General features: G+C 49.2%; 22 protein-coding genes and 1 pseudogene. 10 read left to right on the forward strand and 13 right to left on the reverse strand.

The features are described from left to right. The first annotated feature begins 79 nt into the window (after positions 1–79). The 9 genes and pseudogenes from LN737_RS17280 to LN737_RS17320 all read left to right on the forward strand — a co-directional run bounded on the left by LN737_RS17280 (position 80) and on the right by LN737_RS17320 (position 10,756). Positions 80–1,546: a mandelate racemase/muconate lactonizing enzyme family protein gene (locus LN737_RS17280; protein ID WP_405511045.1), complete on the forward strand. Its 1,467-nt coding sequence runs from the start codon at positions 80–82 to the stop codon at positions 1,544–1,546. A 117-nt stretch (positions 1,547–1,663) separates the two neighbouring features. Further along, the gene (locus LN737_RS17285; protein WP_405511046.1) at positions 1,664–2,383 is read left to right on the forward strand and encodes a tRNA1(Val) (adenine(37)-N6)-methyltransferase; all 720 of its coding nucleotides are present in this window, start codon (positions 1,664–1,666) and stop codon (positions 2,381–2,383) included. 82 nt (positions 2,384–2,465) lie between these two features. After that, positions 2,466–3,476: a glycosyltransferase family 2 protein gene (locus LN737_RS17290; RefSeq protein ID WP_405511047.1), complete on the forward strand. Its 1,011-nt coding sequence runs from the start codon at positions 2,466–2,468 to the stop codon at positions 3,474–3,476. 52 nt (positions 3,477–3,528) lie between these two features. Beyond that, a complete protein-coding gene (locus tag LN737_RS17295) occupies positions 3,529–4,131 on the forward strand; it encodes an inorganic pyrophosphatase (protein ID WP_405511048.1) in 603 nt (200 codons plus the stop codon). Positions 4,132–4,325: 194 nt separating this feature from the next. Beyond that, positions 4,326–6,085 (forward strand): annotated as a pseudogene (sppA, locus tag LN737_RS17300) (signal peptide peptidase SppA). Positions 6,086–6,233: 148 nt separating this feature from the next. Beyond that, positions 6,234–7,436 carry an AraC family transcriptional regulator gene (locus LN737_RS17305; protein ID WP_405511049.1) on the forward strand — a complete coding sequence of 401 codons (1,203 nt, stop codon included), beginning with the start codon at positions 6,234–6,236 and terminating at the stop codon, positions 7,434–7,436. Positions 7,437–7,548: 112 nt separating this feature from the next. Next, positions 7,549–8,754: an acyltransferase family protein gene (locus tag LN737_RS17310; RefSeq protein WP_405511050.1), complete on the forward strand. Its 1,206-nt coding sequence runs from the start codon at positions 7,549–7,551 to the stop codon at positions 8,752–8,754. Positions 8,755–8,823: 69 nt separating this feature from the next. Beyond that, on the forward strand, positions 8,824–9,561 hold the full coding sequence (locus LN737_RS17315; protein WP_405511051.1) for a PQQ-binding-like beta-propeller repeat protein: 738 nt from the start codon (positions 8,824–8,826) through the stop codon (positions 9,559–9,561). Beyond that, positions 9,509–10,756 (forward strand): PQQ-binding-like beta-propeller repeat protein, encoded by a 1,248-nt coding sequence (locus LN737_RS17320; protein ID WP_405511052.1) that lies wholly within the window; start codon positions 9,509–9,511, stop codon positions 10,754–10,756. The genes LN737_RS17315 and LN737_RS17320 overlap by 53 nt, the downstream gene beginning before the upstream one ends. Positions 10,757–10,858: 102 nt before the next feature. Here the strand turns inward: LN737_RS17320 and LN737_RS17325 are convergent, their stop codons facing one another. From LN737_RS17325 to LN737_RS17365, 9 genes are all read right to left on the reverse strand, one after another. After that, positions 10,859–11,236, reverse strand: a complete 378-nt coding sequence (locus tag LN737_RS17325; protein WP_405511053.1) for a hypothetical protein — start codon at positions 11,234–11,236, stop codon at positions 10,859–10,861. Between the two features lie 254 nt (positions 11,237–11,490). After that, complete coding sequence (locus LN737_RS17330; RefSeq protein ID WP_405511054.1) at positions 11,491–11,931, reverse strand: VOC family protein; 441 nt, start codon at positions 11,929–11,931, stop codon at positions 11,491–11,493. A gap of 83 nt (positions 11,932–12,014) precedes the next feature. Continuing rightward, positions 12,015–12,569: a CAP domain-containing protein gene (locus tag LN737_RS17335; protein WP_405511055.1), complete on the reverse strand. Its 555-nt coding sequence runs from the start codon at positions 12,567–12,569 to the stop codon at positions 12,015–12,017. Positions 12,570–13,107: 538 nt separating this feature from the next. Beyond that, on the reverse strand, positions 13,108–13,389 hold the full coding sequence (locus tag LN737_RS17340; protein ID WP_405511056.1) for a helix-turn-helix transcriptional regulator: 282 nt from the start codon (positions 13,387–13,389) through the stop codon (positions 13,108–13,110). Between the two features lie 378 nt (positions 13,390–13,767). Continuing rightward, the gene (locus LN737_RS17345; RefSeq protein ID WP_405511057.1) at positions 13,768–16,020 is read right to left on the reverse strand and encodes a xanthine dehydrogenase family protein molybdopterin-binding subunit; all 2,253 of its coding nucleotides are present in this window, start codon (positions 16,018–16,020) and stop codon (positions 13,768–13,770) included. 87 nt (positions 16,021–16,107) lie between these two features. Beyond that, positions 16,108–16,563 (reverse strand): (2Fe-2S)-binding protein, encoded by a 456-nt coding sequence (locus LN737_RS17350; protein WP_405511058.1) that lies wholly within the window; start codon positions 16,561–16,563, stop codon positions 16,108–16,110. A 59-nt stretch (positions 16,564–16,622) separates the two neighbouring features. After that, positions 16,623–16,796: an XdhC family protein gene (locus LN737_RS17355; protein WP_405511059.1), complete on the reverse strand. Its 174-nt coding sequence runs from the start codon at positions 16,794–16,796 to the stop codon at positions 16,623–16,625. A 5-nt stretch (positions 16,797–16,801) separates the two neighbouring features. Continuing rightward, positions 16,802–17,755, reverse strand: coding sequence for an XdhC family protein (locus LN737_RS17360; protein ID WP_405511060.1), 954 nt, complete (start codon positions 17,753–17,755; stop codon positions 16,802–16,804). 395 nt (positions 17,756–18,150) lie between these two features. Further along, positions 18,151–19,344, reverse strand: coding sequence for an acetylxylan esterase (locus tag LN737_RS17365; RefSeq protein ID WP_405511061.1), 1,194 nt, complete (start codon positions 19,342–19,344; stop codon positions 18,151–18,153). A 435-nt stretch (positions 19,345–19,779) separates the two neighbouring features. On the opposite strand from LN737_RS17365, the gene LN737_RS17370 reads away from it, so the two are divergent. After that, positions 19,780–20,853 carry a spore photoproduct lyase family protein gene (locus tag LN737_RS17370; RefSeq protein WP_405520435.1) on the forward strand — a complete coding sequence of 358 codons (1,074 nt, stop codon included), beginning with the start codon at positions 19,780–19,782 and terminating at the stop codon, positions 20,851–20,853. A gap of 10 nt (positions 20,854–20,863) precedes the next feature. Here LN737_RS17370 and xth read toward each other — a convergent pair whose 3' ends face one another. The 4 genes from xth to LN737_RS17390 form a co-directional block, all read right to left on the reverse strand. Continuing rightward, the gene (gene xth, locus LN737_RS17375; RefSeq protein WP_405511062.1) at positions 20,864–21,643 is read right to left on the reverse strand and encodes an exodeoxyribonuclease III; all 780 of its coding nucleotides are present in this window, start codon (positions 21,641–21,643) and stop codon (positions 20,864–20,866) included. Positions 21,644–21,766: 123 nt separating this feature from the next. After that, entirely contained in the window at positions 21,767–22,978 is a 1,212-nt protein-coding gene (locus tag LN737_RS17380) for an MFS transporter (RefSeq protein WP_405511063.1), read from the reverse strand. 41 nt (positions 22,979–23,019) lie between these two features. Then, complete coding sequence (locus LN737_RS17385; RefSeq protein WP_405511064.1) at positions 23,020–24,150, reverse strand: glycosidase; 1,131 nt, start codon at positions 24,148–24,150, stop codon at positions 23,020–23,022. Positions 24,151–24,219: 69 nt separating this feature from the next. Next, entirely contained in the window at positions 24,220–24,975 is a 756-nt protein-coding gene (locus LN737_RS17390; protein WP_405511065.1) for an SDR family oxidoreductase, read from the reverse strand. Between the last annotated feature and the right edge of the window lie 20 nt (positions 24,976–24,995).

The following is a 24,995-nucleotide window of genomic DNA, read 5'->3' on the forward strand; positions in this document are numbered from 1 at the left end:
CCAACCTGCATCATGCTTCTTTATCTTTTAACAATCTCAGTATTAATCGAACTTCTGTTAATCCTTTACCCGTAATCACATGAAAAATATTCTCGACCGTTTACGATACAACGGACCCGCACAGCCAGCGTCGCAACCAGCCAATGAGCCGCTGAATCAGGCCGCTGACCGACGGGGCTTTCTGAAAAAATCGGCCTTGGGTGGACTGTCGCTTGGCATGATGTTCAATCACAATACAGAGGCTGAAATGGAGTTCATCACCCAGAAAGTGAGCCGCGACTCTAAACCATCGGAGCTAAAGATTACGGACATGCGTGTGGCTGTTTTGCAGGGCGTACCGTTTAGCAGCCCGATTATTCGGATTGATACCAACCAGGGGCTTGTCGGCTGGGGTGAGGTACGCGATGGGGCCAGCGCCAATTACGCACTCATGCTGAAAAGCAGGATTCTGGGTAAGAACCCGTGTAATGTCGAACAGATTTTCAAACAGATCAAACAGTTTGGTAACCACAGCCGCGCGGCCGGTGGAGTTTGTGGCGTAGAAATGGCGCTGTGGGATCTGGCCGGTAAAGCGTACAACGTACCGGCCTATCAGTTGCTCGGAGGCAAATACCGCGATTTCATTCGTCTGTATGCCGACACGCCCGAAGCCGATACGTATGAAGGCTTCGCGCAGAACATGAAAAAACGGAAGGAGCAGGGCTATACCTTCCTGAAAATGGATTTTGGTATCGGTATGCTGGCTGGGCAGCCGGGCTTGTTGGTCAATGCAGACAACTGGAGTGTGAAGCAGCAGTGGAATGACCGGGAGTCTGGCAAGTTGGGCAATTACGCCAACACAAAACACCCCTTTACCCGCATTCAGGTCACCAAAAAAGGATTGGATAAACTGGTAGAACACGTTGGGAAGGTGCGTGATATTGTCGGGTACGATACGCCATTAGCCGCCGATCACTTTGGCCATTTTGACGTAAACACCGCCATTCAGATCGGGAAAGCCATGGAGCAGTTCCGCCTTGCCTGGCTCGAAGACCTGGTGCCCTGGTTTTATACCGATCAGTGGAAACAAATTACGGATGCCATTGATACGCCCACGCTGACAGGCGAGGATATCTTCCTGAAAGAAGAATTTATCAAACTGATTGATGCTAAAGCCATCGACATGATTCACCCTGATCTGGCTTCGTCGGGTGGTTTGCTGGAAACGAAAAAGATTGGGGATTATGCCGAAGAAAAAGGCATTCCGATGGCTATGCACTTTGCTGGCTCCCCAATCTGCATGATGGCCAACGTACATTGTGCCGCTGCTACCGAAAACTTTGTTGCGCTCGAACACCACGGTGTCGACGTAGCGGGTTGGGAAGATCTCATAACGGGTATGAAACCGATTACCGATAAAGGTTTTGTAAAAGTACCCGATAGACCGGGCCTCGGGGTTGATCTGAATGAGGAAGTGGCCAAGAAATACCTGAAGAAAGGGTCCACCTGGTTTGCGCCAACCGATACCTGGAACGCCCGCGATTCAGCCGACCGGGAGTGGAGCTAAAAATTGTCTGAACCGGGATTTATCGGATTTTTGTGAATACGTTGATTTTGTTCGCCGTTTACGATACAGGCAAAATCTGGCCAATCACAAAAATCTGATAAATCCCGGTTCCGGTTTATGTTTCGTTTTAAGCAATTTACCATCCGGCAGGACCGTGCGGCTATGAAAGTTTGTACGGATGCCTGCGTGTTGGGCGCCTATGCCAACGTAACGGGCGCGCAGCAGACAGCAGATCGGGTGGAGCGTATTCTCGATATAGGGACTGGTACCGGGTTATTGGCACTTATGGCCGCGCAGCGCAACGTAACGGCAATTGTCGATGCTGTTGAGGTAGACGACTCCGCAGTTGAGCAGGCGATAGAGAACGTATCCGACAGCCCATTTGCCAGCCGGATACACGTAATACACACCCGCATTCAGGAGTTTGTTAATCAGGCCGCTTACGACCGCATCCTGACAAATCCTCCTTTTTACACGAACCATCTACGTTCGCCCGATGCCGCCGTCAACAGAGCATTGCATACTGACGAATTGCCTTTTGAAGAACTTCTGGCTGCTGTTGTTCGATTCCTGAAACCAGCCGGGCAGTGGTGGGTGCTGCTGCCACCATACGAATCCCAAAAAATAAGCGAATTAGCGGCTACATCAGGTTTGAAGCCCTTCCAGCGGCTGATGCTACGTCATCATGCCGAAAAACCTTTTTTTCGGGTAATAACAGGCTTTTGTTTTGATAATCTGCCGGTTACAGATCAAGTAATGACCATTCATGAACACGATGGTCGAACCTACACTGCAGAATTTCGCGCTTTGCTACGTGATTTTTATCTGATTTTCTAATTCTCTTCCGACCTTTACGGCCAAAGAATTAATGGTGTTCAGTTAACGTTATACGTTCAAACTGAATATCATCAATCAGTACATGACCGAATTACTGCAACTGACTATTCTGATTCCGCTTTATAATGAAGATGAATCGCTGCCCGAACTACACGACTGGATCGTACGGGTAGTGACGGCAAATCAGTTTACGTACGAAATCCTGTTTGTCGACGATGGTAGTTCCGATGACTCATGGAACGTCATTGAACGGCTCGCCGGTGTGAATCCAAATGTTCGGGGCATCCGGTTTAATCGGAATTACGGCAAAACAATGGCATTGCAAACGGGCTTTCAGGCCGCTCGGGGGCAAGTTGTCATTACGATGGATGCCGACTTACAGGATAGCCCCGATGAGATTCCGGAGCTTTACCGGATGATTACCCAGGAAAATTATGATCTGGTATCGGGCTGGAAACAGAAACGCTACGACCCGATTACCAAAACCCTGCCGACTAAACTTTTCAATGCCGTTTCGCGCTGGATTTCGGGCGTAAAGCTTCATGACTTCAACTGTGGATTAAAAGCGTATCGCCAGAAAGTGGTGAAAGTTATAGCACCTTCACTTTATGGAGACATGCACCGGAACCTGCCCATTGTTGCCAACTGGAATGGTTTTCGTCGAATCGGCGAGAAGGTAGTTCAGCACCGGGCTCGTAAATACGGAACGACAAAATTTGGCCTGGAGCGATTTGTCAATGGATTCCTGGACGTACTTGTTATTGGTTTCGTTCATCGGTTCAGCAAGCGCCCGATGCACTTTTTTGGTACGTTCGGTACGTTGTCGTTTTTTATTGGTTCGATACTGGCCATATGGCTCATTGTCGAAAAATTAATCAACATTTCCCGGGGTATTAAATACCGAAACGTAACCGATAACCCCTTGTTTTTCTTTGGATTAGTAGCTATTATACTTGGCGTGCAGTTATTTCTGGCCGGTTTTCTGGGCGAAATGCTGGTGCGACAGAACTTAAATCGAATGAGTGATCAAATCGTAGCCGAAAAAATAGGATTTTTAGAGAAAAATAGCCCAATACAGCAACCTGTTTCCTAGGTTTGCAACTTATTAATTAATATTTTACTACAACCAGTTACGAAAAAAGCGAATGAAGAGTAATTTTAAAGCCCACCCATGGCACGGTATTTCTATCGGCAGTGCAGCCCCCCAACAAGTAACGGCTTTTATTGAGATCGTGCCTACCGACACGATGAAGTACGAGATTGATAAGACGACGGGCTATCTGAAAATCGACCGCCCTCAACAATATTCCAACGTATTGCCCGCCCTTTACGGCTTTGTTCCGCAAACGTACTGTGGTGAGCAGATTGCCCGCCTGGCCACGGAGAAATCAGGGAAACATATTGAGAAAGGCGATGGTGACCCGCTCGACATCTGCGTATTGACCGAACGGGAAATTACCCACGGCGATATCATTTTACAGGCGATTCCCATTGGTGGTTTCCGGCTCATCGATAAAGGAGAAGCCGACGATAAAATTATTGCCGTACTCAAAGGTGATGCTATGTATGGCCAGTTTACCGAGCTGGGTCAACTCCCCGAAGCGGTTGTAAAACGGCTTCGCCACTATTTCCTTACCTACAAAACCCTGCCCGATGAGCCCGCCGTGATGGAACTGGCCAGCATTTATGGACAAGCCGAAGCCTGGGACGTCATTCAGGCGTCTATCAACGATTATAAGTTGATGTAGTGAAAAAAGCGGGGTGCGGGGTGCACGGAGCAGGGCATAATAATAACCACCTAGCGCCGTGCACCCCGCACCCCGCTTTTCAAACCATTCGTCCGTTATTTTCACGCAATTAACACTTTTATAACCTGGGGCACTGCTTCCGGGTTATATTTGTATATGGCCTGTTGTGAGCGGTCTTTTTCTCGATTTTATTCATGCGACAGTTTCTTAAGTACGTTTTGGCTACTATAGTTGGCCTGATTCTTTTCTCGTTCGTTGGGTTTCTTCTTTTACTGGGTGTCGGTGCTGCGATTTCCTCCTCAGACAGCAAGCCGGTGATCAGTGCTAACTCGGTGTTAAAGCTGGATCTGGATAAACCCATTGAAGAACGTAGCAGTGAAAATCCGTTCAGCGATTTCGGTCCCATCAGAACCTCCGGCGACGCCATTGGGCTGATCGAACTCAAACAGACGCTGAAGAGTGCAAAAGAGGATGACAACATCCAGGGTATTTATTTACAAACCGAAGACCCATCGGCGGGTTGGGCGTCTCTGGAAGAAATTCGCAATGCCCTGATCGATTTTAAGCAGTCGAAGAAATTCGTATATGCCTATGCTGAGTCGATGAATGAAAAAGGGTATTATCTGGCTTCTGTAGCTGATAAAATCTATCTGAATCCCGCCGGAGAACTGGAGTGGAACGGCCTGAACGCCGAGCTGTCGTTCTTCAAAGGCACGCTCGATAAGTTAGGCGTTAAACCCGAAATTTTCCGGGTAGGGGAGTTTAAAAGTGCTATTGAGCCGTTCGTTCGCGAAAATATGAGTGAGCCGAACAAACGTCAGGTAACATCATTCCTGAATTCGATCAATGACCACATGCTGGTACGGGTCGCACAAAGCCGAAACTTGCGGGTTGATTCGCTCAAGCGTTACGCCGATAACCTGGTTATCCAGACGCCTAAAGACGCGCTTCGTACGAAAATGATCACCAACGTCGGCTATCAGGACGAGCTGGAAGGCATAATTCGCAAGCAGCTTGGCGTTGAAGAAAAAAGAAAATCAATTACGTTTCGCTGAGCAAATACGAAGATTCTGAAAAAACCGACGAAGGCAGCGGCTCCAACAGAATTGCCGTAATCGTGGCTTCAGGCGATATTCACTCAGGTAAAAACGGCGACAATAGCATCGGTTCGGAAACCATTGCCGAAGAATTACGTAAGGCTCGTCTGGATGACAAGGTAAAAGCGATTGTATTGCGGGTTAACTCGGGTGGTGGCAGTGCGCTGGCATCGGACGTGATGTATCGCGAAGTGGAGCTTGCTAAAAAAGCGAAGCCCGTCATTGGATCGATGTCCGACTACGCGGCTTCGGGTGGTTATTACATGCTGATGAGTTGCAACAAAATCGTTGCGGAGCCGAATACCATCACCGGATCGATTGGCGTATTCTCGTTAATGTTCAATACCGAAACATTCTTTAAAGACAAACTCGGCGTGACATATGACCGGGTAAAAACGAACGAAAATGCTGATTTTCCGAGCGCTACTCACGAAATGACGCCCTTTCAAAAACAAGCCATACAGCGGTCAACCGAACGTATTTATGCCGACTTCACCAGTAAAGCGGCTGCAGGACGTAACATTCCGGTGGATAGCATTCGGGCTATTGCTGGTGGTCGTGTCTGGACTGGAAGTCAGGGTAAAGCCATTGGCCTTGTCGATCAGTTGGGTGGGCTGGATGACGCTATTAAACTAGCGGCACAGTCGGCCAAACTGAAAGAGGGCGATTACAAACTAAAATACCAACCCCGGAAAAAGCCATTCTTCGAGCAACTGATGAGCTCATTTTCGGGTGATGAAGAAAGCCGGATTCAGGCTCAGCTTGGAGAGTTGGCTCCTTACGTAAAATACCTGAAAAAACTCAAAACCATGGAAGGTATGCAGATGCGGATGCCTTTTGAGATTGAGATTCGGTAAGTATTCCAAGTGATCTGATTGTTCCCTAAAAATTGAACAATCAATTGCCAACCGGCCTAAGTAAGTTAGGTTTGCCAGTAGTTAGACCCATGCGATTCATGAACCGTATGGGTCTTTTTTTTATCTTTCGCTACGTAATGCGGTATTGATGCAAACACTTCCTGTACACCTCGATTTATTCGCGCTGATCATGCTGTTGGGCGTTGCTCAGGGTTTGTTTCTGGGCGTTTTTTTCCTAACGGGCGAGCGCAGCCGTAACGTAGCGAACCGATGCCTGGGGTTTTTCATGCTGGGTATTTCGACCATCATAACCGAAATTTTACTGTGTTATACGAACTATATGTTTCAGGTTCTATGGCTCATTGATTTTTCGGAACCCGCTAATTTTACGGTAGGGCCGTTGTATTTCTTTTATGTTTTCGCCCGGATACACCGTCGGCTTCCCCGTGGCTGGCGCTGGCATCTGGTTCCGTTTGGCATCTGGCTACTTAACTCGATAACCTGGTTCTATCAGCCAATTGAACACAAATACAATGCCTATATCCACGCGTATCATCCAGAGCTTTCGTACGTTCGATCACTGGATTATATGCCCACCGATTTTACCCACCTACGTGACTACGTCTCTGAAATTACGTTGTTGAGTTGTCTGATCTATGGCATATGGGCGTGTGTGGTTGTCTGGAAAGCTTACCGACGGGCGGGCGATACGTTCGTTGGCAAGTCGTCAGTTCAACTGAATCAGCTGCGCAATCTTACACTGCTGAACATATCGCTTTCATGGCTCATCATTATCATAAAACCTCAGTTTTATGAAGACCTTGGCGATTATATTCTGGCCTGTTACATAACGGGAATCATTTACATCACCAGTTATCTGGTGATGCGCGGATCGAATTTTTATCGGGACGAAATCCTGCCGGAGCCATTAGTGGTTGATCCGGAAACCCTTGGCGAGCCAAAGAAGAAATATGAGAAATCAGCCCTTTCGGAAGAACTGGAAGATGCCGTGCTGACTAAATTGACCCAACTTCTCAAAACCGAAAAGCCGTACCTCGATAGCGACCTGTCGTTGCCAAAGCTAGCTAACCGGTTGAGCACATCCCCGCACCACCTGTCTCAGTTGCTTAATGATCGACTTGGACAGAACTTCTTCGACTGGTTGGCTACGCACCGTATTGCGGAGGCAAAATTCCTGCTGTGCGACCCGGCAACGGCTTACCTTAAAATCGATGAAATTGCGGAACGGGTCGGCTATAACTCTACGTCGGCCTTCCATACGGCCTTTAAGCGACTGACGAATCAGACGCCCGCTCAATATCGGGCAAAAGGCATGGGGCAGGGAGCCTAAATTGGCCTTCGGGGTTCATCCCGGTCGGCGCGAACTTCATACCTGTCGGCAAATAGAGCTTTCTGCTTATTTATGGGCCACTTTTGGGGTGTCAACTCAAACGAACATGATTATGCAACCTATGACAGCCGTTGCTCAACCCCAAGCCCCGGACTCTTCGCAACCGACTCATGCCGCAAGACGATACGACCTCGACTGGCTGCGCATCATCGCTATTCTTACACTGCTGTTTTACCATACCGGCATGATTTACGTCTCCTGGAACTGGCATATAAAAAGCGCTGAGCATAGCCTTCCCATGGAGACGATTATGCGTTGGCTGCACCGCTGGCGGATGCCGCTCCTGTTTTTTATCTCTGGCGCTGGTACGTATTTCGCCCTGCGCAAACGGACGTATGGTTCGTATGCAGGTGAGCGTGTGCGTCGTTTATTTATTCCGCTGGTGTTTGGTATGTTCGTCATTGTGCCACCACAGGTTTATACCGAGTGGGTGTTTCGGGGGCGGTTTTCCGGAAGTTACACCGATTTCTATCCCGAAGTATTCAACTTTCAGCCGTATCAGGATGGGGGAACGGGTGGCGCGTTCAGCTGGCATCACCTTTGGTTTGTCGCCTACCTGTTTGTGTATTCGTTGGTGAGCATTCCGGTGTTTCGCTGGCTGAAAAAGGAGTCGGGTCAGCGCTTCGTCGACCGTATCGGAAACCTGATTGCCCGGCGCGGTGGTGCACTTTGGCTAGTCGGTTTTCTGCTGCTTAACGACGTAGCGTTAGGCGGATTTTTTCCCAACGAAACTCACGGACTGGTCGATGATTGGGCGTATTTTATGAAAAACCTGATCCTGTTCTGGTTAGGGTATATACTCATCAGCCGTCGGTCGTTCTGGCAAACGATTGCTGATCAGCGACGCTATTTTTTGCTGGCAACTCTTGTTTGCACGCTGATACTTTATATAGCGCCGTCATTTGCAGGCGGGTTCGATGTTATCGAAAATTCGAGGCTGCTAACCACACTGTATAGCTTTAACAGCCTCGGGCTCACCTGGTTTTCTGTATTGGCAACGATTGGGTACGGATACCGCTATCTGAACAACAACCACCCGATTTTACCGTACCTGAACGAAGCTGTTTATCCCTTCTACATTTTGCACCAAACGGTTATCGTACTGATCGGCTACTACGTACTGACGCAAACCAATTTCGGGGTTTATGACGGGTTTTTATTGATAAGCCTTTCATCATTAGTGGTTTGCGTTATTCTTTATACCGTACTGATACGTCCGTTTAAGCTGACGCGGTTTTTATTTGGCTTAAAGATGTAGGAGTAGGAAGGTTGCTCAAAAAAATGCGCATTCGGTTAATTCGATGGTCTATTCTGGCTTGTTTGATCTATGAAATTTGTCATTCTTTTTCTGTTACTTGGCTTGTATTGGCCGCTAAATGCTCAACAATCCGCCCAATCGGTGGAGTGGCCTGCCTATGGTAATGATGCGGGCGGAATGCGGTTTTCTCCACTTACTCAAATCAATTCCAGCAACGTAAAGCAGCTGATACTGGCCTGGACGTTCCGGACGGGTGAACTTGAGCAATACAAAGGCACGAACGCACACGAAAAAGCTGCCTTCGAAGCGACTCCGGTTATGGTCGATGGGACACTTTTTTTCAGTACGCCCACCTCACGGGTTTTTGCCATCGACGCAGCGACCGGACAGAAAAAATGGGCCTACGATCCCGATGTTTATCTGCGTCAGGAGTTGTCCGAAATTACGTCGAGGGGCGTTTCGATCTGGCCCGCACCCGGTGATAAACGGGCATCATCTACCGCACCTAAACGTGTGTTTGTTGCTACAATCGACGGACGATTGATTGCCCTGGATGCGCTAACTGGAAAGCCCGTTGCTACGTTCGGCAAAGCGGGTAGTGTGGATTTGCGGCAGGGAGTCGGTCAGATCAGCGTTACGTCGCCACCGGCTATTATCGGCAATACAGTTGTCGTTGGCTCGTCGATGGGCGATAATCAGCGTTTTAATTATGAACGGGGCGTTGTTCGTGCTTACGATGCCCTGAACAGGGGCTTTGCGCTGGGCCTGGGACCCCATCCCCCGTACGAAAACGGATGCAGGTTTTGAGACCTGGAAAGGCAAAAATGCCAGTCTGACCGGTGCCGCCAACGCCTGGTCGATAATTTCGGCCGATGCCGAGCGGGATCTGGTCTTTATTCCCACAACAAGCCCAAGCCCCGATTACTACGGTGGGGAGCGGCTTGGGAAAAACCTGTACGCCAGTTCCATAGTGGCTATTCGCGCGTCGACGGGTAAAGTTGTCTGGCATTTTCAGACGGTCCACCATGATGTGTGGGATTACGACAATGCCGCTCAACCTCTGTTATTGCCCTTTGTGCAGGGTGGGAAAACCGTGCCGGCCGTAGCGGTTGGCACTAAAATGGGACACATCTTTATCCTGCATCGCGAAACGGGCGTGCCCTTGCTACCGGTAGAGGAGCGGGCTGTGCCAAAATCCAGCGTAGCGGGCGAAGAGACCAATCCGACCCAGCCTTTTCCGAAAACGCTGCCAGCGCTGGGGTTGCAGAAGCTGGAGGCATGGGGACCAACACCGGCCGATAAAGCTGTTGCCCAGCAGCGGATCGATGCATTTCATTATGAAGGAATTTTTACGCCCCCTTCACTTCAGGGGAGCCTTATGGTGCCGGGCAATGTGGGGGGTATTCATTGGGGAGGAATGTGTTACGATCCGAAATCGGGCCTGTTGATTACTAATGTCAATCGGATGGCAGCAATTATCCGGCTATTACCCCGTGAGCAACTGGCTGGAACGAACAGGACTGATGAAGAGTTGCTACGTGCCGAAACGGGGATGCAGGCAGGTACGCCGTATGTAGTAAAACGAAGCTATTTATTTAAAGAGTCGAAGGATGGTATACTGATGCAAACGCCCCCGCCCTGGGGAACACTGGCGGCTGTGAATCTGCAAACAGGTACGCTGGCCTGGGAAACTCCCCTAGGGTATATGCTGAATCCTGCCAACTACCCTCAGGCCAAACAATGGGGGTCTTTGAATTTGGGCGGAGCCATCGTAACGGCGGGTGGGCTGGTGTTTGTAGCGGCCACACTGGATGGGCATTTTCGGGCTTTCAGCACTCAGGATGGCAGCCTCCAATGGGAAATTCCGCTTCCTGCCAACGGGCACGCTACGCCTATGACCTACCAGGTAAGTGGACAGCAGTACGTAGTGATTGCGGCAGGCGGTCATGGGAAATTAAATACGAAACTGGGGGATTACGTAGTCGCATACCGCCTGCCCTAGCTGAGAAGCCATTACGTGACTGGCTTCACTCTATGGCTTATTTTAACATCTGACGGATTCAATAGCTTCGAATGTTTTGAGCTATCTAGCCTGTCAGATAGCTTACTCATTCATTATAATTAATCCACTAATTTTCAACTGGTTATTGAGCTGAGACAAAATATAGAAATTTACTTCTTTTGCGATTTCATCTCCCTCTTTGGAATAATTTGTCCACTGCACTTTACTCGTCAATATAGTTTTGGTCAGTTTCTCTTCGGCTAAAATCTCAGGCACCGCTTTATCGATGGCCATTGATTGGTAGGGCTTAATGCCTTCCAGCCAAAAAGATACAACCTCATCCATGGAAGTAACGAGTTGAATACCGTTGTCGGAATAAACTGCCAAAGGTGTTTGGTAACAGTCTGCGATTTTTTCAGCTGAAAGAGAAACTAATGCGGCTGCATAGGTGTCGAAGAAGGTTTGAACAGACGTTGTCATCGGAATACGTAATGGTGATTAGTCTCTGGTATTACACAAACAATCAATTCCTAATAAGCACAGGGCGTCTACGGGGGTGATGGCGGAGTGTGGGTTAATTGTAGGGTGTATAACAGAAAAAACTCATTTTCGAACCCGGCTGTTTTCGATCATTTATACACTCTACCCGGTATTGCCACTATCTGCTAACGTATTAATCGATTGATTAAGGAGTCAATTAAGGATTAGTTACGAAATAGTTATTTTATGAACAGTCAGTGGTTACTGGCTGGAATATTAACCATCCAGGTAATACCAAACTGGTCGGTCACCATGCCGAACGTATCACCCCAGAACTGTTTCACCAGCGGTGCCGTTATCTGCCCCTTTTCTGACAGTTTTTCAAAATAACTGGTTAAGGTGACTTCATCTGCTCCGTCAAGCGATAGCCCAAACTGCCCTGTATTTTTGTCGTCGGTATTATGCGGGTTATCGCTGGCCATTAGAGATATGTCGCCACTTAATTTGGCATACATAATTTTTGCCTTCATCTCCTCACTGTTGGCTTTCGGGTCTTTATGAGCATCCGCAGGCCCTTCGCTGTAGGGGGCCAGGGTTAACTCTCCGCCGAAAACTTGCTTATAGAATTCCATGGCTTCGCGACAATTGCCGCCAAAGAAAAGATGTGGGGTAAGGTTTACGGTTACTTCTGTCATGGTCGTTTGTTTTTCTGCAGGGTGTAAAAATAGGCTAATCAGGGTTTAGTACGTTACATGGTTTTCGATAAACGTTGCCCGTGTCAGAATTTTCGTGGGGCAGCGAAGTCAGCAACCCAATAGTAATGATACGTTCCGCTGTTCGTGTATGTAAACCCTATTCCGACTTCCTTGACAGCAGGGTCCATCAGATTTTTGCAGTGTCCGGGCGATTGAATCCAGGCGTCGACAACCTCACGGGCGGTAGGTTGACCAGCAGCAACATTTTCTGCCACAACAGACCACTGGTAACCTGCCTGGGTCAGCCGTTTTCCCGCATTAGCCAATTCCCGTTGCGGCTCAGAATGGGTTAATTTCAGGCTGGAAGCCATCCAACTGGCATGTTTTTGGGCTGCATTCGCCAGTTTTTCATTATAAACGAGTGGAGATGCCGCTGAATACCGTTTTGTGCCGCATTTACAGGATTTCGAACGAACCTGATTGAAGTAGGCAAAAACCTCCTGAACCATCGTTTCTGGAGGCATAGTACGTGCATGGATGGAGGTTGTTACTGGAGTTTGTGGTTCTGTGACTACTACAGATGGCGGATAATAAACCGATCCAAGCAGGGTAATAACAAGGCCAACGCTATTTTTCATTCTCGTTCGTGAATTTCTTTAAAAATAAACGAATAAACCCTGGCCAAATCGTATGAATACCGCCAGGCGTTTAAACCGAGGACGTAATCTTAGCTATCGGCAATCGAATGTGCGAGCGAATACTGAGAAAGAGATGGATTCGGTAGTCTTACAGCCTATCTATGCTGTAAGCATCAGCTTGATAGGATACGTAAGAAAAACGCCCGACTCAATTCGACCGGGCGTTTTGGTAATACATGATATATAAACGTGAGGCTATGAGAATAATTTCTTATGGTTTCTTGTGACATTTTCTAATAACAGCACAAAGGTCCGACTTGTAGGTTTGGGCATCTATCATTTTTGAGTCAATCCCTGTCACTTTTGAGTAACAATGACTCAAATGGGTAGTATCATGCAACCGTGTAGGCGTTTATCGTGGCTGTTGGGCTATATTCAGTCTGTTACGTTGGTTGAAAAACGCATAAAAAAACGCCCGGTCTCCTGACGGACCGGACGTTGTACGCGCACATTTATAAAAAATAATCTCTATGTCAGGCTACAGATACGTAGCGTAAATAAGCTTGATCGTCTTCTGCAAAGCAGTGTCTGTCAGCGTGTAATGCAGTTCATTATCCTGTTGTTGGCTGCTCAGGAGACGTTGATCGGTTAAATGAGTCAGGTGACTGGATAAAACCGGTGGACTAAGCTGTACCTGTTGTTGCAGAGCCGAAAAGGGGAGGGAATACCTTTGAGCCAGGGCAATTAATATCTGTAAACGCGATGGATGAGCAATTGCTTGAATCGTCTTAACAACCTGGTCAATTTTTGGATCAGTCATCAGTTTGAATATTTAGTAACGGTGATGTACAGGACAATATGTTTTTGCCGAAAAATGGTCTGGTTTATTCCTGATTAGCTAGTCGAAGTTAACAGCAAAAAAACTCCCAGGCTTTCTTATTCGATAAATGGTAGAAATTACGACTTTTTAGGAGTAAAACGACAGAAAATTGGATAGAATCGGCAAATTAATTCCTCGGCGGATAAAACATTAAAATCTTCAGCCGGCTAATTTCGCCTATGTTCGGTCATTTTCCGTCTAAAGTTGCCTAGTAATATTAGGATGTGGCCAACTGAAAAAGAGTAGCCGACCAGTCCGCAAAGAGCGTTGAGGTCGGCTAATCTTAATCACGTTAAAACTTTTCTAGGCGGATGAGCCCTAAATCCGCTTTTCCGGATCGGATTTAAACGGCTGATTATACTGCCGTTTGCCGGTGGTTTTGTATAACGCATTGGCCACTGCACCAAACACGGGTGGGAAAGGAGGTTCACCCAGGCCGGTTGGATCAATGTCATTTTCGACAAAATGAACCTCAATTTTCCTCGGAGCCTCATTATGCCGAATCATCCGATAGTTGTGGAAGTTGTTTTGCTCAGCAGCGCCGTTTTTATGCGTCAAGGCACCGTAAAACGCATTGCCGATCCCATCGACCACTGCGCCCTGCACCATATTGGTGGCCGCATCGGGGTTCACCACAATCCCACAATCCATGGCGCTAAAGACCCGCTCAACATAGGGCACACCGTCCCGAGTCACCATGTCGACTACGTGGGCTGCGTAGGAGTTATGACAGAAATAAGCCGCTACACCCCGATGATATTTTTCGTTACCCGGCTTATTCCAGCCCGACTTGTCACGTACCAGTGTAAGTACACTTGCATACCGGTCGGCGTCATATTCATTGTTTTTACCCACCGGATTTTCTTTGGCCCGTTTCAATAGCTCCAGCCGAAACGCGATGGGGTCTTTCCCCATGGCCTCAGCTACTTCATCCAGGAAGGATTGTTCGGCAGCAGCGTTGAAGTTGGAGCGCGGAGCCCGGAACGCCCCCACGGTGATGTTGGAGGGAATCTCCCAGCCTTCGGCCAAATAATTCTCCACCGCTCCGGCCGGGAACCGATTGGCATGGATGGCATGCTCGGGTATGCCGCCCCCTTTTACATGAAATCCAATCAGATTTTTATTAGCATCCAGAGCCGCCCGGTACGTAGCGGTGTACATCGGACGGTAGATGCCATAAGTCATGTCATCTTCACGGGTATACATCAGCTTGACCGGAGCTTTCGCTTTTTTGGAGACCAGCGCTGTTTCGTAGAGATATTGGCCATAGGCCCGACGGCCGAAACCCCCGCCCATGCGGGTCATCTGAATCTCAATCTTGTCGGCAGGCAGGTTCAACAATTTCGACAGCGTCGGTTCTACCCAACCCGGAGCCTGTAGTGGGCCTGCCAACAGGGCTTTTTCATCCGTGACATGGGCGAAGAAATTCATAGGCTCCATGCAGTTGTGCGCCAGAAACGGCGCATTATAGGTGCGTTCGATGATCTGAGCCGCGTTTTTGAAAGCCGTTTCGGGATCGCCGTCTTTCCGCAACTGTTGAGCCGGTTTTTTGGCGTATTCCGTCATTTTTTCCAACTGGGCGGTGGTAGTTTCAAGCCCACCCGGCACCACAACCTCCTGTTTGCCGCCCCGGCCCGCCATGGTATCTTTGGTATCGCCAGCCGGCTCCCATTCCACTTTTAGCTTTTTGCGGGCATTCATGACCTCCCAGGTTGATTTACCCACCACGACCAGCAGATCGTTGAACGTACGGATATCGAAATACCCCTGCTCGAAGCCATCCGGATACAGTTTCATGCTAAACACCTCCTTGATCCCCGGCATTTTTAGGGCCTGCGAGGCATCGAATGACTTCAGTTTCATACCAAAGGCGGGCGGATGCTGAATCATGGCGATGAGCATACCTTCAGTCCGATAGTCTAATCCGAACAGTGGTTTGCCGGTAACTATCTTTTTACCTTCAACGTTTTTCTTCGATTTTCTGACAATGGTAAACTCCTTAGGAGCTTTGAGTTTCATGCCTTTGGGCACCGGGAGGGTGGCGGCTTTAGTGGCCATTTCGCCATATTTGGCCGTCTTCCCGCTCGAGTGACTCAGCACACCCGATATGGTCGTAACCTCATCGACCGGTACGCTCCAGGTCTGGGAGGCTGCTTCGCGGAGCATTTGGCGAGCGGCTGCCCCGGCTTCGCGGAGGGGTTTCCAATACATGCGGACAGAATTACTGCCTCCCGTAAACTGGGGACCTAATTTGGCGTTGTCGTGCGGCCCCATTTCAACGACCACATTTTTCCAGTCGGCATCCAGTTCTTCGGCCATCATCATCGGCAGCGACGTCATTACGTTCTGACCAAACTCCGGGTTAGGGCAAATGAGTTTGATTACGTTATCGGGTGTAATCTGGATGTAGCCGTTCAATTGGACCCACTGCTCCGGCAGATTCAGTGCTTCCAGTTTGCCGGCGGCTTTCACGCTCGATAACCAGCTAACGCTGAGCATCATCCCCCCGCCCGAAAGTAGCGAGGTCTTTAAGAAGGAACGCCGACTATACGTATTTTTTATAGTTTCCATGGTAGAGAGGGGTAATGAGTAGTGTATACTTCATAATGAATACTGGACGATCAGGAGCGAACAGCAGGGAATGGTTCATTAACCTGATTATTTCTTAGCTGCTGAATGGATCGCTTCCTTGATGCGCAGGTACGTTCCACACCGGCAGATGTTGCCACTCATGGCGGCATCGATGTCGGCATCGCTCGGATTGGGATTTGTCTTCAGCAGCGAAGCCGCACTCATGATTTGCCCCGCCTGGCAGTAGCCGCACTGTGCTACGTCGTGTTCGAGCCATGCCTTCTGTACCGGATGGTCGCCATTGGCCGACAAACCTTCAATCGTGGTGATTGCCTGCTTGCCAACAACCGAAACCGGAAGTTGGCAGGAACGTACGGCCGTTCCGTCCAGATGTACTGTGCAGGCTCCACACTGAGCAATTCCGCAACCGTACTTGGTGCCGGGCATGTCCAGATGATCCCGTAATACCCAAAGCATGGGCGTCGATGGGTCGACGTTAACCTGCCTGATTTTTTCGTTAATTTTTAGATTGTAAGTAGCCACAGTGATAGGGTTTAATGGTTTCGTTACGTGTTCGATAAGCAAGCTAACTAAGCGGTCGATCAGACCAGAACGGCGTTCTGTCTGGGAGTCGCCCGTTCATGAATAGGGCCCGGTTTGCTGGTGAGAAAGCCGCCGGTCCGCTGACTGAAAAAGGCTTTGATTTCGCTCAGAATGGAAAGGGCGATCTCGTCAGGCGTTTCGGCGCCCAAATCCAGGCCAATTGGTGAATGCACTCGTTTTAGGCTAAGGGGTGAAAACATTTTCCCCGTTTTATCCAGTCGGCCTGCATCTTTTCGTAGCGTTTGCGGGGACCTAAAACGACGATGTACGGTACGTCTGTGGTCAGCAACCTGGTCAGCACGGCCAGATCATATTTGTAATTGTGCGACATCAGGACGGCCGCCGTTCGGTCAGTAAACTGAATTTTGTCCGTTACGGCTTCGGCGTCTGCGTGTAGCACGCAGGCGGCAGGCGGGAAACGTTTGGGCGACAGATGCGCGATGCAGTCCTCCGTAACCGTTACGGTCCTGCCGATTTCCGTTGCCAGCCGGGTGAGAGGAATCGTGTCGTAGCCCGCGCCGAAAATCACCAGTTCAATTCCGGGATCGATACGTTCGATAAAGACATCGACACTGCCATCGTTTACCGGAATCGTGGTTGTCAAGGGTTTGCCAGTTTGAAAGACAAGCTCCACGTTCTGCTGAATCCAGTCTGGAATCGAATCCGTTGGCTGATTCGTAAGCACAAAGCGACTGCCTTCCCGTATATCGGTAGTGGGCGTTGCCTGGCAGACCGTAGCGATCACCCGGCGGTCACGATGCTGACTAAATTCGTGCAGTAAGGTAATTGGATTTCTCAGGTTAGTGGGGTCGATTGGTTCTATAAATACATCGATAATGCCGTTACAGCCCAGGCCAATCCCCAAACTGTTGGCATCGTCGTCCATGGTATAGTAGCGGACCACACATGGTTTGCCATCCATCATTATCTGGCGAGCCTTTCGCAGAGCATCTCCCTCCAGGCAGCCGCCACTAATGGCTCCTTCCCAGCGGCCGTCGTCAGTAACCAGCATTCGGGCACCGGGTCGTCGGTAGGCTGACCCTTCTACAAACACTACCGTAGCCAGCGCTACCTTGCGTTGTGACAAGTCAATCTGATCATAAACAGTTAGAATACGGTTGATTTCTTTCATGCCCTTACCCGTTCGATGGAACAGTAGCGAGATAATCAGGAAAATGGGATTCAGTCGGGCCCTTCAGTTAGTTTAAGCCGAATGGTTGCCGTACAAAGGTCTCATTTAAGATGGAAGCTACGGGTATACAGATTACGGATGTTACTACCATTATTACTGATTTAACAGCGATGGGCTACAAGGCCATACCCGGAAAAGCTGTCCTGATTTTTGAAGATAAGTTATAATTTTATTGATAAAAAATTGACAGGGCTATTATACATGCACATCCGGTATACCCTTCTGGCAGGTCTTTTTGTTACGTCCATCCCTGTTGCACACACAGCCTAGCAAATGAGCGCCCAGATTCTGAAATAACCCTTGAAAGCGTAACAGGATAAGCACTTACCAACTGCTTATTTTTTATAGTGAAGGTTGGCAAATTTTATGAAATTGATCCAGTCGTAGGCTGTCAGGTTATGCTCACCTTCCCGAATATGATAGCCTAATGGCGAGTTAATAATTGGCTGGTTAATTGCCGGTGGATTGGCGGGGAGATTCGACTTAAAACCGTATAAGGCATATACACGGCTGGCATTTTTTAACGACAGAAAGGTTCCGCTGGGATCGGCCCACAAATCCTTCGATGCATTGGTTACGTACAGCGGCCTTGGTGCAATAGCTGCAAGCAACATATGCTGGTCTACAGGTAACGCGTCTTCATTATTGTTGAATCTTTTGTAGTTTTTAGCAAACCAGTGAGGGAAAACGGTATTGATTCGGCTGATTGTCTCACCAAATCGCCTGCGGGATAAGGCTGCCCCCGTATTGCCCGAACAGTTAGAAAAACACATCGCAAACCGCTGATCCTCGGCAGCCGCCCATAAGGCCGCTTTCCCGCCCCTGGAATGCCCAACGATGGCTACCTTTCTGGCGTTTATCGCTGAATCTTTTTCAAAATAATCCAGTACCCGGCTAGCGCCCCACGCCCAGGCTCCAATGGCCCGCATGCCGTTACTGGCGATTAATTGCTCCGGATAAAGCTGAAGCGCACCGTTGACATAGCTGACCGTATCATCAGGAGCCAGATCGCTCACATGAAAAGCGGCAATGGCATATCCACTGTCGATCACCATTTCGGCAGGCCAGAAATCACTTTTATGCGCTCGGGTAGGGTCTGTATTCTCTTTGCCCCGATTGTTAATCAGCAGGAAAACCGACGCGGGTCCCTTCCGCTTGGCAGGTATAAAAAGAACAAGATTTATCTGCACCACTTTTTGATTACGGACAACCTCAATCAAGACTTCTTTCAGGGTAGCTTTGCCAGCCATAGCACTGACATTACGTTTGATTGAGTAGGTCAGGCGATCAAACGTTTTGGGCAGTTGTCCATAAACGTTTTCTTCAAACAGTTTAACGATTTCTGGCCGCCTTACCCGTTCCCAGGTTTTTTTAGTGCGAACGTCCAGATTCCTGGTAGTTTTTAAAACGTCTGGTAAGGTGTAGGGCGGCACTTTTGATTCATCATAATTTGCCTCCGTCGGGCTTTGGGCATGAAGTCTGACGAGTACCACTAAAAAGAAGAAACAAAAAATTCGTACGTACTGCATGAGGATGACTCAGGGATGAAAATTACAAACGCTTGCTGGTATACAATGAATTGATGCCGAGAGGGAGAGAGATTTTTGATCCAGCGACTAGTGAACGAAGGCAAGCGCAAAGGCTTATTACTCTCCAGTAAACTTTATTGGTCGTTTTATTCTCAAACTAGCGCGGATTGCCGGATCGTAGCAAACCCCTAACTAAGTCGCCAAGCTAATAACCGTAAATAGTATAAATAGCTGATTTTCAATTGGTTAATTGGTGATTTATTTGCCCCTCATGGGAGCTAATCAGGGTATAACGTTGTTATAAAATAGCAAGGGAAACGGGCCGTTCTGCTCGCTATTTACCTGCTTTCTTACTCCGTTATGACGCCTGAAGCCATATCTCCTTTATCAGCTAAACCGGCTATTCAGCCTCTGATTAAATCCCCCCGACTGTGGATGCCCAAGCGGGTTATTTTTACGGCCGATGCGCTCAAAGAGACCTATGGTCAGGCTATCTATGGACGTATATCGGCCCTGGGTTTACCCATTGAAATTGCCAAAAATAACCGGATCACCGGCCTACGCGGGGCCGATGAGCGCGAGACGTATCGCCTTGCCAAAAACACGTTAGCCATTGTAAACGCTCCGCCAAGCGCCTTCAGGCTCCAGCCCATTCCTCCTTCGGCCGATTGGCAAATGAATCTGGCTGAAGGCTGTCCGGCTCACTGTCAGTACTGCTACCTGGCGGGTAGCTTGTCGGGGCCACCCGTTGTACGGGCCTACGCCAATTTGCCGAAGATGCTCGAACACACGGCTACTTACGAAGGGACTTATCCACCCAACCGGAGCTGGCAGGGCAATGAATCGAACCGCCCCACTACGTTCGAGGTAAGCTGCTATACCGATGTGCTGGGCATCGAACACCTGACGGGTGGTTTAGCCGAATGTATCCGGTACTTTGGAGCGCGGCCCGAGGACAGCCGTGGACACGGGCAGTTGCGGTTTGTGTCCAAGTACGATCAGGTGGACAGTCTGCTCGAATTGCCTCACAACGGGCAAACACGCGCCCGTATGAGCCTTAATACCGACAGCATAGCCCGGCGTCTGGAAGGTGGTACAGCTTCGGTAGAGGCCAGGCTGCAGGGACTTCGCAAGCTGGCTCTGCCGAAAGAACTGGGTGGCGGTGGCTATCCCATCGGTGTGGTCATTGCACCCATCATGCCCATTCCCGATTGGCGCGAGCACTACGCAGCCCTGCTCGACCGTATCGCTGAGGTGATCGACTTCCCCTGTGATATGAACGCCGAGTTTATCAGCCATCGGTTTACACCCGGCTCGAAAAACATCTTAATGAGTTGGTATCCGAATACTTCTCTGGAAATGGATGAAACCCAGCGTGCCGAGAAACGTAATAAATTCGGCGGCACCAAATACGTGTATCGGCCTGAGGAGATGAAACAGATGAAAGCTTTTTTCTATGCCGAGTGGCAGAAGCGTTTCCCTGATGCTCCCGTACTTTACTGGACATGATGCAGCCAATTCAGGAATCGCGGGCGATCTTAATCCAGGCGGGTGCATGGTCGCTGGTTTTCTCCCAGCCTCGCACGTGTCGGTCAACGCTGGCCTCAACCAACTGCTCAGAAAGCTCCCTGCTTACTAATAAATGATCGATACGTAACCCCGCATTACGTTGATAAGCGTTACCGAAATAATCCCAGTACGTATAAATTCGTTGGGTAGGGGATAGTTTTCGTATGGAATCGATCCAGCCTGATTCAATGAGTTTCGTAAAAGCTGCTCGTGATTCGGGGCGAAACAGCGCATCATTGACCCATCGTTCCGGGTGAGAAGCATCCAGATTTGTCGGAATGACATTAAAATCACCCGCTAGCACAGTTGGTGTTTTGGTCTCCAGCAGACTCGCTGCATGATTTATAAATTGTTCGAACCACCGTAGTTTGTACTCAAATTTTGGTCCGGGAGCCGGATTGCCATTTGGTAGATACAGGCAACCGATCAGGACTCCGTGAACACTGGCTTCGATATAACGGCTTTGCTCATCCTGATCATTGTCCGGTAGAGCGTTACGGGTTTCCTGTAACTCAACGCCCCGCCCAAGAATGGCCACCCCATTCCAGCTTTTCTGGCCTTTCCAGACAGCGCTGTATCCGGCATCCCAGAGAGCATCCTGTGGGAATTTTTCCTGGGGCGCTTTCAATTCCTGCAGACAAACAATGTCGGGTGTTGTTTCGGCTAACCACCGCAAAAGCACGGGTAATCGGGCGTTTATGCCATTCACATTGTAGGTGGCTATTTTCATCGGTTCAGTCTGTGTTTACAGGGTCAAACTATCAGCAGGGTGCCATGTTTACCGATTAGGTTTACGGCCTGAAAACCGGATCGGCCCACCAGCTAGCCAAATGATTTATGATCGGTGAATTTTTTACTTTCTTCGGGCAGGCGCATTGCCCAGATGACAACAGCAACCATACTTCAGGGAGCAAAAGATAAAAGGAGCGACTATACTCAACCCAGCTAATAAACTATTGATCAGCGCCGTTACAAAGCTGGCCAAGCCGCCCAGTGCCTGAATGTTGCCGAACATTTCGCCTTGCCCACCGCCTTCTTTGACCATGATCGAGAGCAAACTACCCGTCAGGCCGGTCATGATAGAAACCGTCAGCGCATCCACCCCAGCCACTACGTAGAACAGCGTTACCGACGAATCGGAAAACGAATAGAGCGCCTGTAAGGCAATGCTCAGCAGAGCTAAACATAGAATCACCTTCCGCTTATTGACGTGTTTGGCGATGTAAGTAAAGAAAATCACGTTTGCTGCGAGCGCCAGACTACCAAAATATAGAAAGAACCAGGCAGTTTCTCTGGGCGTCATGATTAAATGGCTTTCCGTCAGGAAGGCTACGAAAAAGGAATAGTAGCCCATACCAAGTGTGGCCAGCAGATTCATAATGAAGACCGGCTTAAGACCCGGCAACTGTTTGTCAGCCTCGGCCAGCTGCTTCCACAAGGCTGTAACTTTTAGAGCGTTCGTCGCTTTTTCAGTAATCTTTTTAAGGTCGACGGGCTCATTCTTGTCGTTGGTTTCTTTGAACAGAAACGACAGCCCAATGTTAAGTGCGCCCAATCCCAGCAAAAACAGTACCGTTGGCATGGGGCTGACTCGCCCTTCGCTAAACACCAGCATAACCCAACCGGCGCCCATTGGCCCAATCACCGGTCCCGCCCCAACGATAAAGCTAAGTATGCCGGAATACTGGAGCAGTTCATCTTTTTCGGTTAGGTCGGCCACAGACGACCTCATTACCGAATACAAACCGTTCGTAGCCCCCTTAAAACAACGATTGGCGACGTACCCCCAGGTTTGGATGGGTAACAAAAGCAGCGACGACAGGAGGGAGGCTATCGTTGTTGCGAAGGTGGCCGGTTTACGGCCACGCTGATCCGACCAGTAACCGATAGCGGGCGAAAAAGCTAACTGGACACTGAGCATCAGCGCCGTACCTGCCGTTAGCAAAACAGGTTTAGCCGGTAGATTGATAACGTAATCCGAAATTAAGGCACCTAGCCCATTGGCGGCAATAATATCGAGTAGCGCAATAGTGAAAATCAGAATTAATGGATGTTTTTTGAACATTACGTTGAGCGATCAGGTGTATTCAGTTGGCAGCCCAGGCGCTAGGGCCCTAAAGCAAAAAAGGACTTGGGGATGTGTGTAATACGGCAAGCCAGATCGCATTCGCCTGAGGCTACAACGTAGTGATCTCCGGAGTCGACAAGTCCTGTGGTAAAGACTACGTCGGTCAGATACAGCTGGTCTTTAAACGGTTCAGTCAGCGATGGATTCGCTTCAAGTACGGACTTTGTATCCTCCAGATGCAGAATTTGGGTGGGGTCATTCGTTTCCAGCAGGGCCCAAAATGTCCGGTAAATACCAACCAATCCCTGTAATTCAACCCCGTGATAAAGCATCAGCCAGCCCTGATCGGTCAGAACTGGTTGTGTGCCTCCTCCCAGTTTCATAGTAGAGGCCGACCCCTTCCTGGCGCGGATAAAAGGCTCGTCGCGGGGTTTCCAGTGCAGTCCGTCGGGCGATTGGGCGATGTTGATGGTTGGTCCCGGATAATATAGGCTACCCGGTGGCGTGGCAAAATACAGATCACCCAGGGGCCGGGTAAGAGCAAAAAAACGATTGTCGATTTTACCTTCGAAAAACACCATATCCTTGTTCTGATGATCCAGAATGATGCCCTCTAGTTGGTAGGTGAGTCCGTCGGTTGAGGTATAGAGCGTTGTTGAGTGGCGCTCTGAGCTGACCGAACAGGTAGTCATGTAATACGTACCGTCAATCTTGCTAATGCGGGCATCTTCCACACCGTACTCCTGATAGGTCCGTTGCGGAGCGATAATTTTGTCGTAGTGAATCTGAATCACGCTTGTCCCGTCGGGAGTTAGTTCCACGGGCAGCAGCCACGACAGCGAGGTAAGCGCCATCACTTTATAGGGATTTCCCAGCAACTGAAATTTGCGTGGATCAGCCGCATTTACATTACTGAGCGGATACGTATCGAGCTGGTAGCCTGCATTTGCATCCCAGCGAATGGCATGAATGATCTCGCCAATAATGGGCTGGTTGAGTGCTTCGGCTACACGGATCATGATTAACAGATTTCCGTTGGGTAAGCGGGTCAGTCCCGGATTGAAAGCGCCGAGCACATACGTATCAACCTGAATAGTCTGACGTAACGGCGAATAGCTTAGATCAATATCCTTCGGCGAAAAAATAAGCTGATCGACAGAAAAAGCCATGTCATTAATTGTTTGACGTGGTGTCAGGTTCTCAAACCTGACACCACGTGAACCTACCTGATGATCCGTTTAAATGAGTTGTAAATGCGGCCGGATCTGTACGGACACAACATCGCAGCGCTGAGGCTGAGTCAGAATATAATGTACACAAACCGCGATGTCTTCGGCACGTAGCATGTCGCCTTTTTGCTGCCGTTCCCGCTCTTCGTCAGGCGTGGTCTTTTGCATATCTGACCCCACTGCTCCCGGCTCAACCAGGCTAATTTTGATTCCGAGTGGGTTAACTTCTTTGCGTAAGCTTTCGGCAAATCCCTGAATGGCCGATTTGGTAGCTACGTAAACGGAACTGCCTTCTTCCCGCACATCGGCACTCATCGAGCCAACCAGAATGATATGGCCGCGCTGGTTAGGTTTCATGCGATTCAGAGCCTCTTTAGTTGTGGCCAGATACCCGACCAGGTTGGTTTCGATGACGTAACGCCAGTCGGCATCGGCCATTTTATCGATCGACTCGCCACCAACAGCAGCACTATTAATGAGCACATCCAACCCGCCCAGCGTTTGATCGACCAGGTGAAATACACGCTGAATATCATCGGCGCTGGCAATATCAGCCACGCAGCCCTCCGCCCGGCTACCCGTTTGCCGAACGGCATCGAGGACTTCATCCAGTTCCTCCTGGTGCCGCCCGAACGTAACGATGCTAGCGCCATAGGAACCCAATAGTAGCGCAATAGCCCGGCCAATACCGGTAGTGCCGCCTGTAATCAGGATTCGTTTGTCGACGAGCGATTCGACGGCGGTGTGGGAGTTTGATTGTATCATAACGTTGGGTATTAGCTTTT

This window comes from Spirosoma sp. KNUC1025 (assembly GCF_045160025.1).
GTDB lineage: Bacteria > Bacteroidota > Bacteroidia > Cytophagales > Spirosomataceae > Spirosoma.

Bases quoted from the DNA above. Each gene is read 5' to 3' on its own strand.
- LN737_RS17345 (WP_405511057.1), bottom strand. From the start codon at position 16,020: ATGGAAACTATAAAAAATACGTATAGTCGGCGTTCCTTCTTAAAGACC.
- LN737_RS17285 (WP_405511046.1), top strand. From the start codon at position 1,664: ATGTTTCGTTTTAAGCAATTTACCATCCGGCAGGACCGTGCGGCTATG.
- LN737_RS17385 (WP_405511064.1), bottom strand. From the start codon at position 24,150: ATGGCTTTTTCTGTCGATCAGCTTATTTTTTCGCCGAAGGATATTGAT.
- LN737_RS17330 (WP_405511054.1), bottom strand. From the start codon at position 11,931: ATGACAGAAGTAACCGTAAACCTTACCCCACATCTTTTCTTTGGCGGC.
- LN737_RS17290 (WP_405511047.1), top strand. From the start codon at position 2,466: ATGACCGAATTACTGCAACTGACTATTCTGATTCCGCTTTATAATGAA.
- LN737_RS17360 (WP_405511060.1), bottom strand. From the start codon at position 17,755: ATGAAAGAAATCAACCGTATTCTAACTGTTTATGATCAGATTGACTTG.
- LN737_RS17335 (WP_405511055.1), bottom strand. From the start codon at position 12,569: ATGAAAAATAGCGTTGGCCTTGTTATTACCCTGCTTGGATCGGTTTAT.
- xth (WP_405511062.1), bottom strand. From the start codon at position 21,643: ATGAAAATAGCCACCTACAATGTGAATGGCATAAACGCCCGATTACCC.
- LN737_RS17310 (WP_405511050.1), top strand. From the start codon at position 7,549: ATGCAACCTATGACAGCCGTTGCTCAACCCCAAGCCCCGGACTCTTCG.
- LN737_RS17325 (WP_405511053.1), bottom strand. From the start codon at position 11,236: ATGACAACGTCTGTTCAAACCTTCTTCGACACCTATGCAGCCGCATTA.
- LN737_RS17370 (WP_405520435.1), top strand. From the start codon at position 19,780: ATGCCCAAGCGGGTTATTTTTACGGCCGATGCGCTCAAAGAGACCTAT.
- LN737_RS17295 (WP_405511048.1), top strand. From the start codon at position 3,529: ATGAAGAGTAATTTTAAAGCCCACCCATGGCACGGTATTTCTATCGGC.
- LN737_RS17365 (WP_405511061.1), bottom strand. From the start codon at position 19,344: ATGCAGTACGTACGAATTTTTTGTTTCTTCTTTTTAGTGGTACTCGTC.
- LN737_RS17380 (WP_405511063.1), bottom strand. From the start codon at position 22,978: ATGTTCAAAAAACATCCATTAATTCTGATTTTCACTATTGCGCTACTC.
- LN737_RS17280 (WP_405511045.1), top strand. From the start codon at position 80: ATGAAAAATATTCTCGACCGTTTACGATACAACGGACCCGCACAGCCA.
- LN737_RS17340 (WP_405511056.1), bottom strand. From the start codon at position 13,389: ATGACTGATCCAAAAATTGACCAGGTTGTTAAGACGATTCAAGCAATT.
- LN737_RS17305 (WP_405511049.1), top strand. From the start codon at position 6,234: ATGCAAACACTTCCTGTACACCTCGATTTATTCGCGCTGATCATGCTG.
- LN737_RS17390 (WP_405511065.1), bottom strand. From the start codon at position 24,975: ATGATACAATCAAACTCCCACACCGCCGTCGAATCGCTCGTCGACAAA.
- LN737_RS17315 (WP_405511051.1), top strand. From the start codon at position 8,824: ATGAAATTTGTCATTCTTTTTCTGTTACTTGGCTTGTATTGGCCGCTA.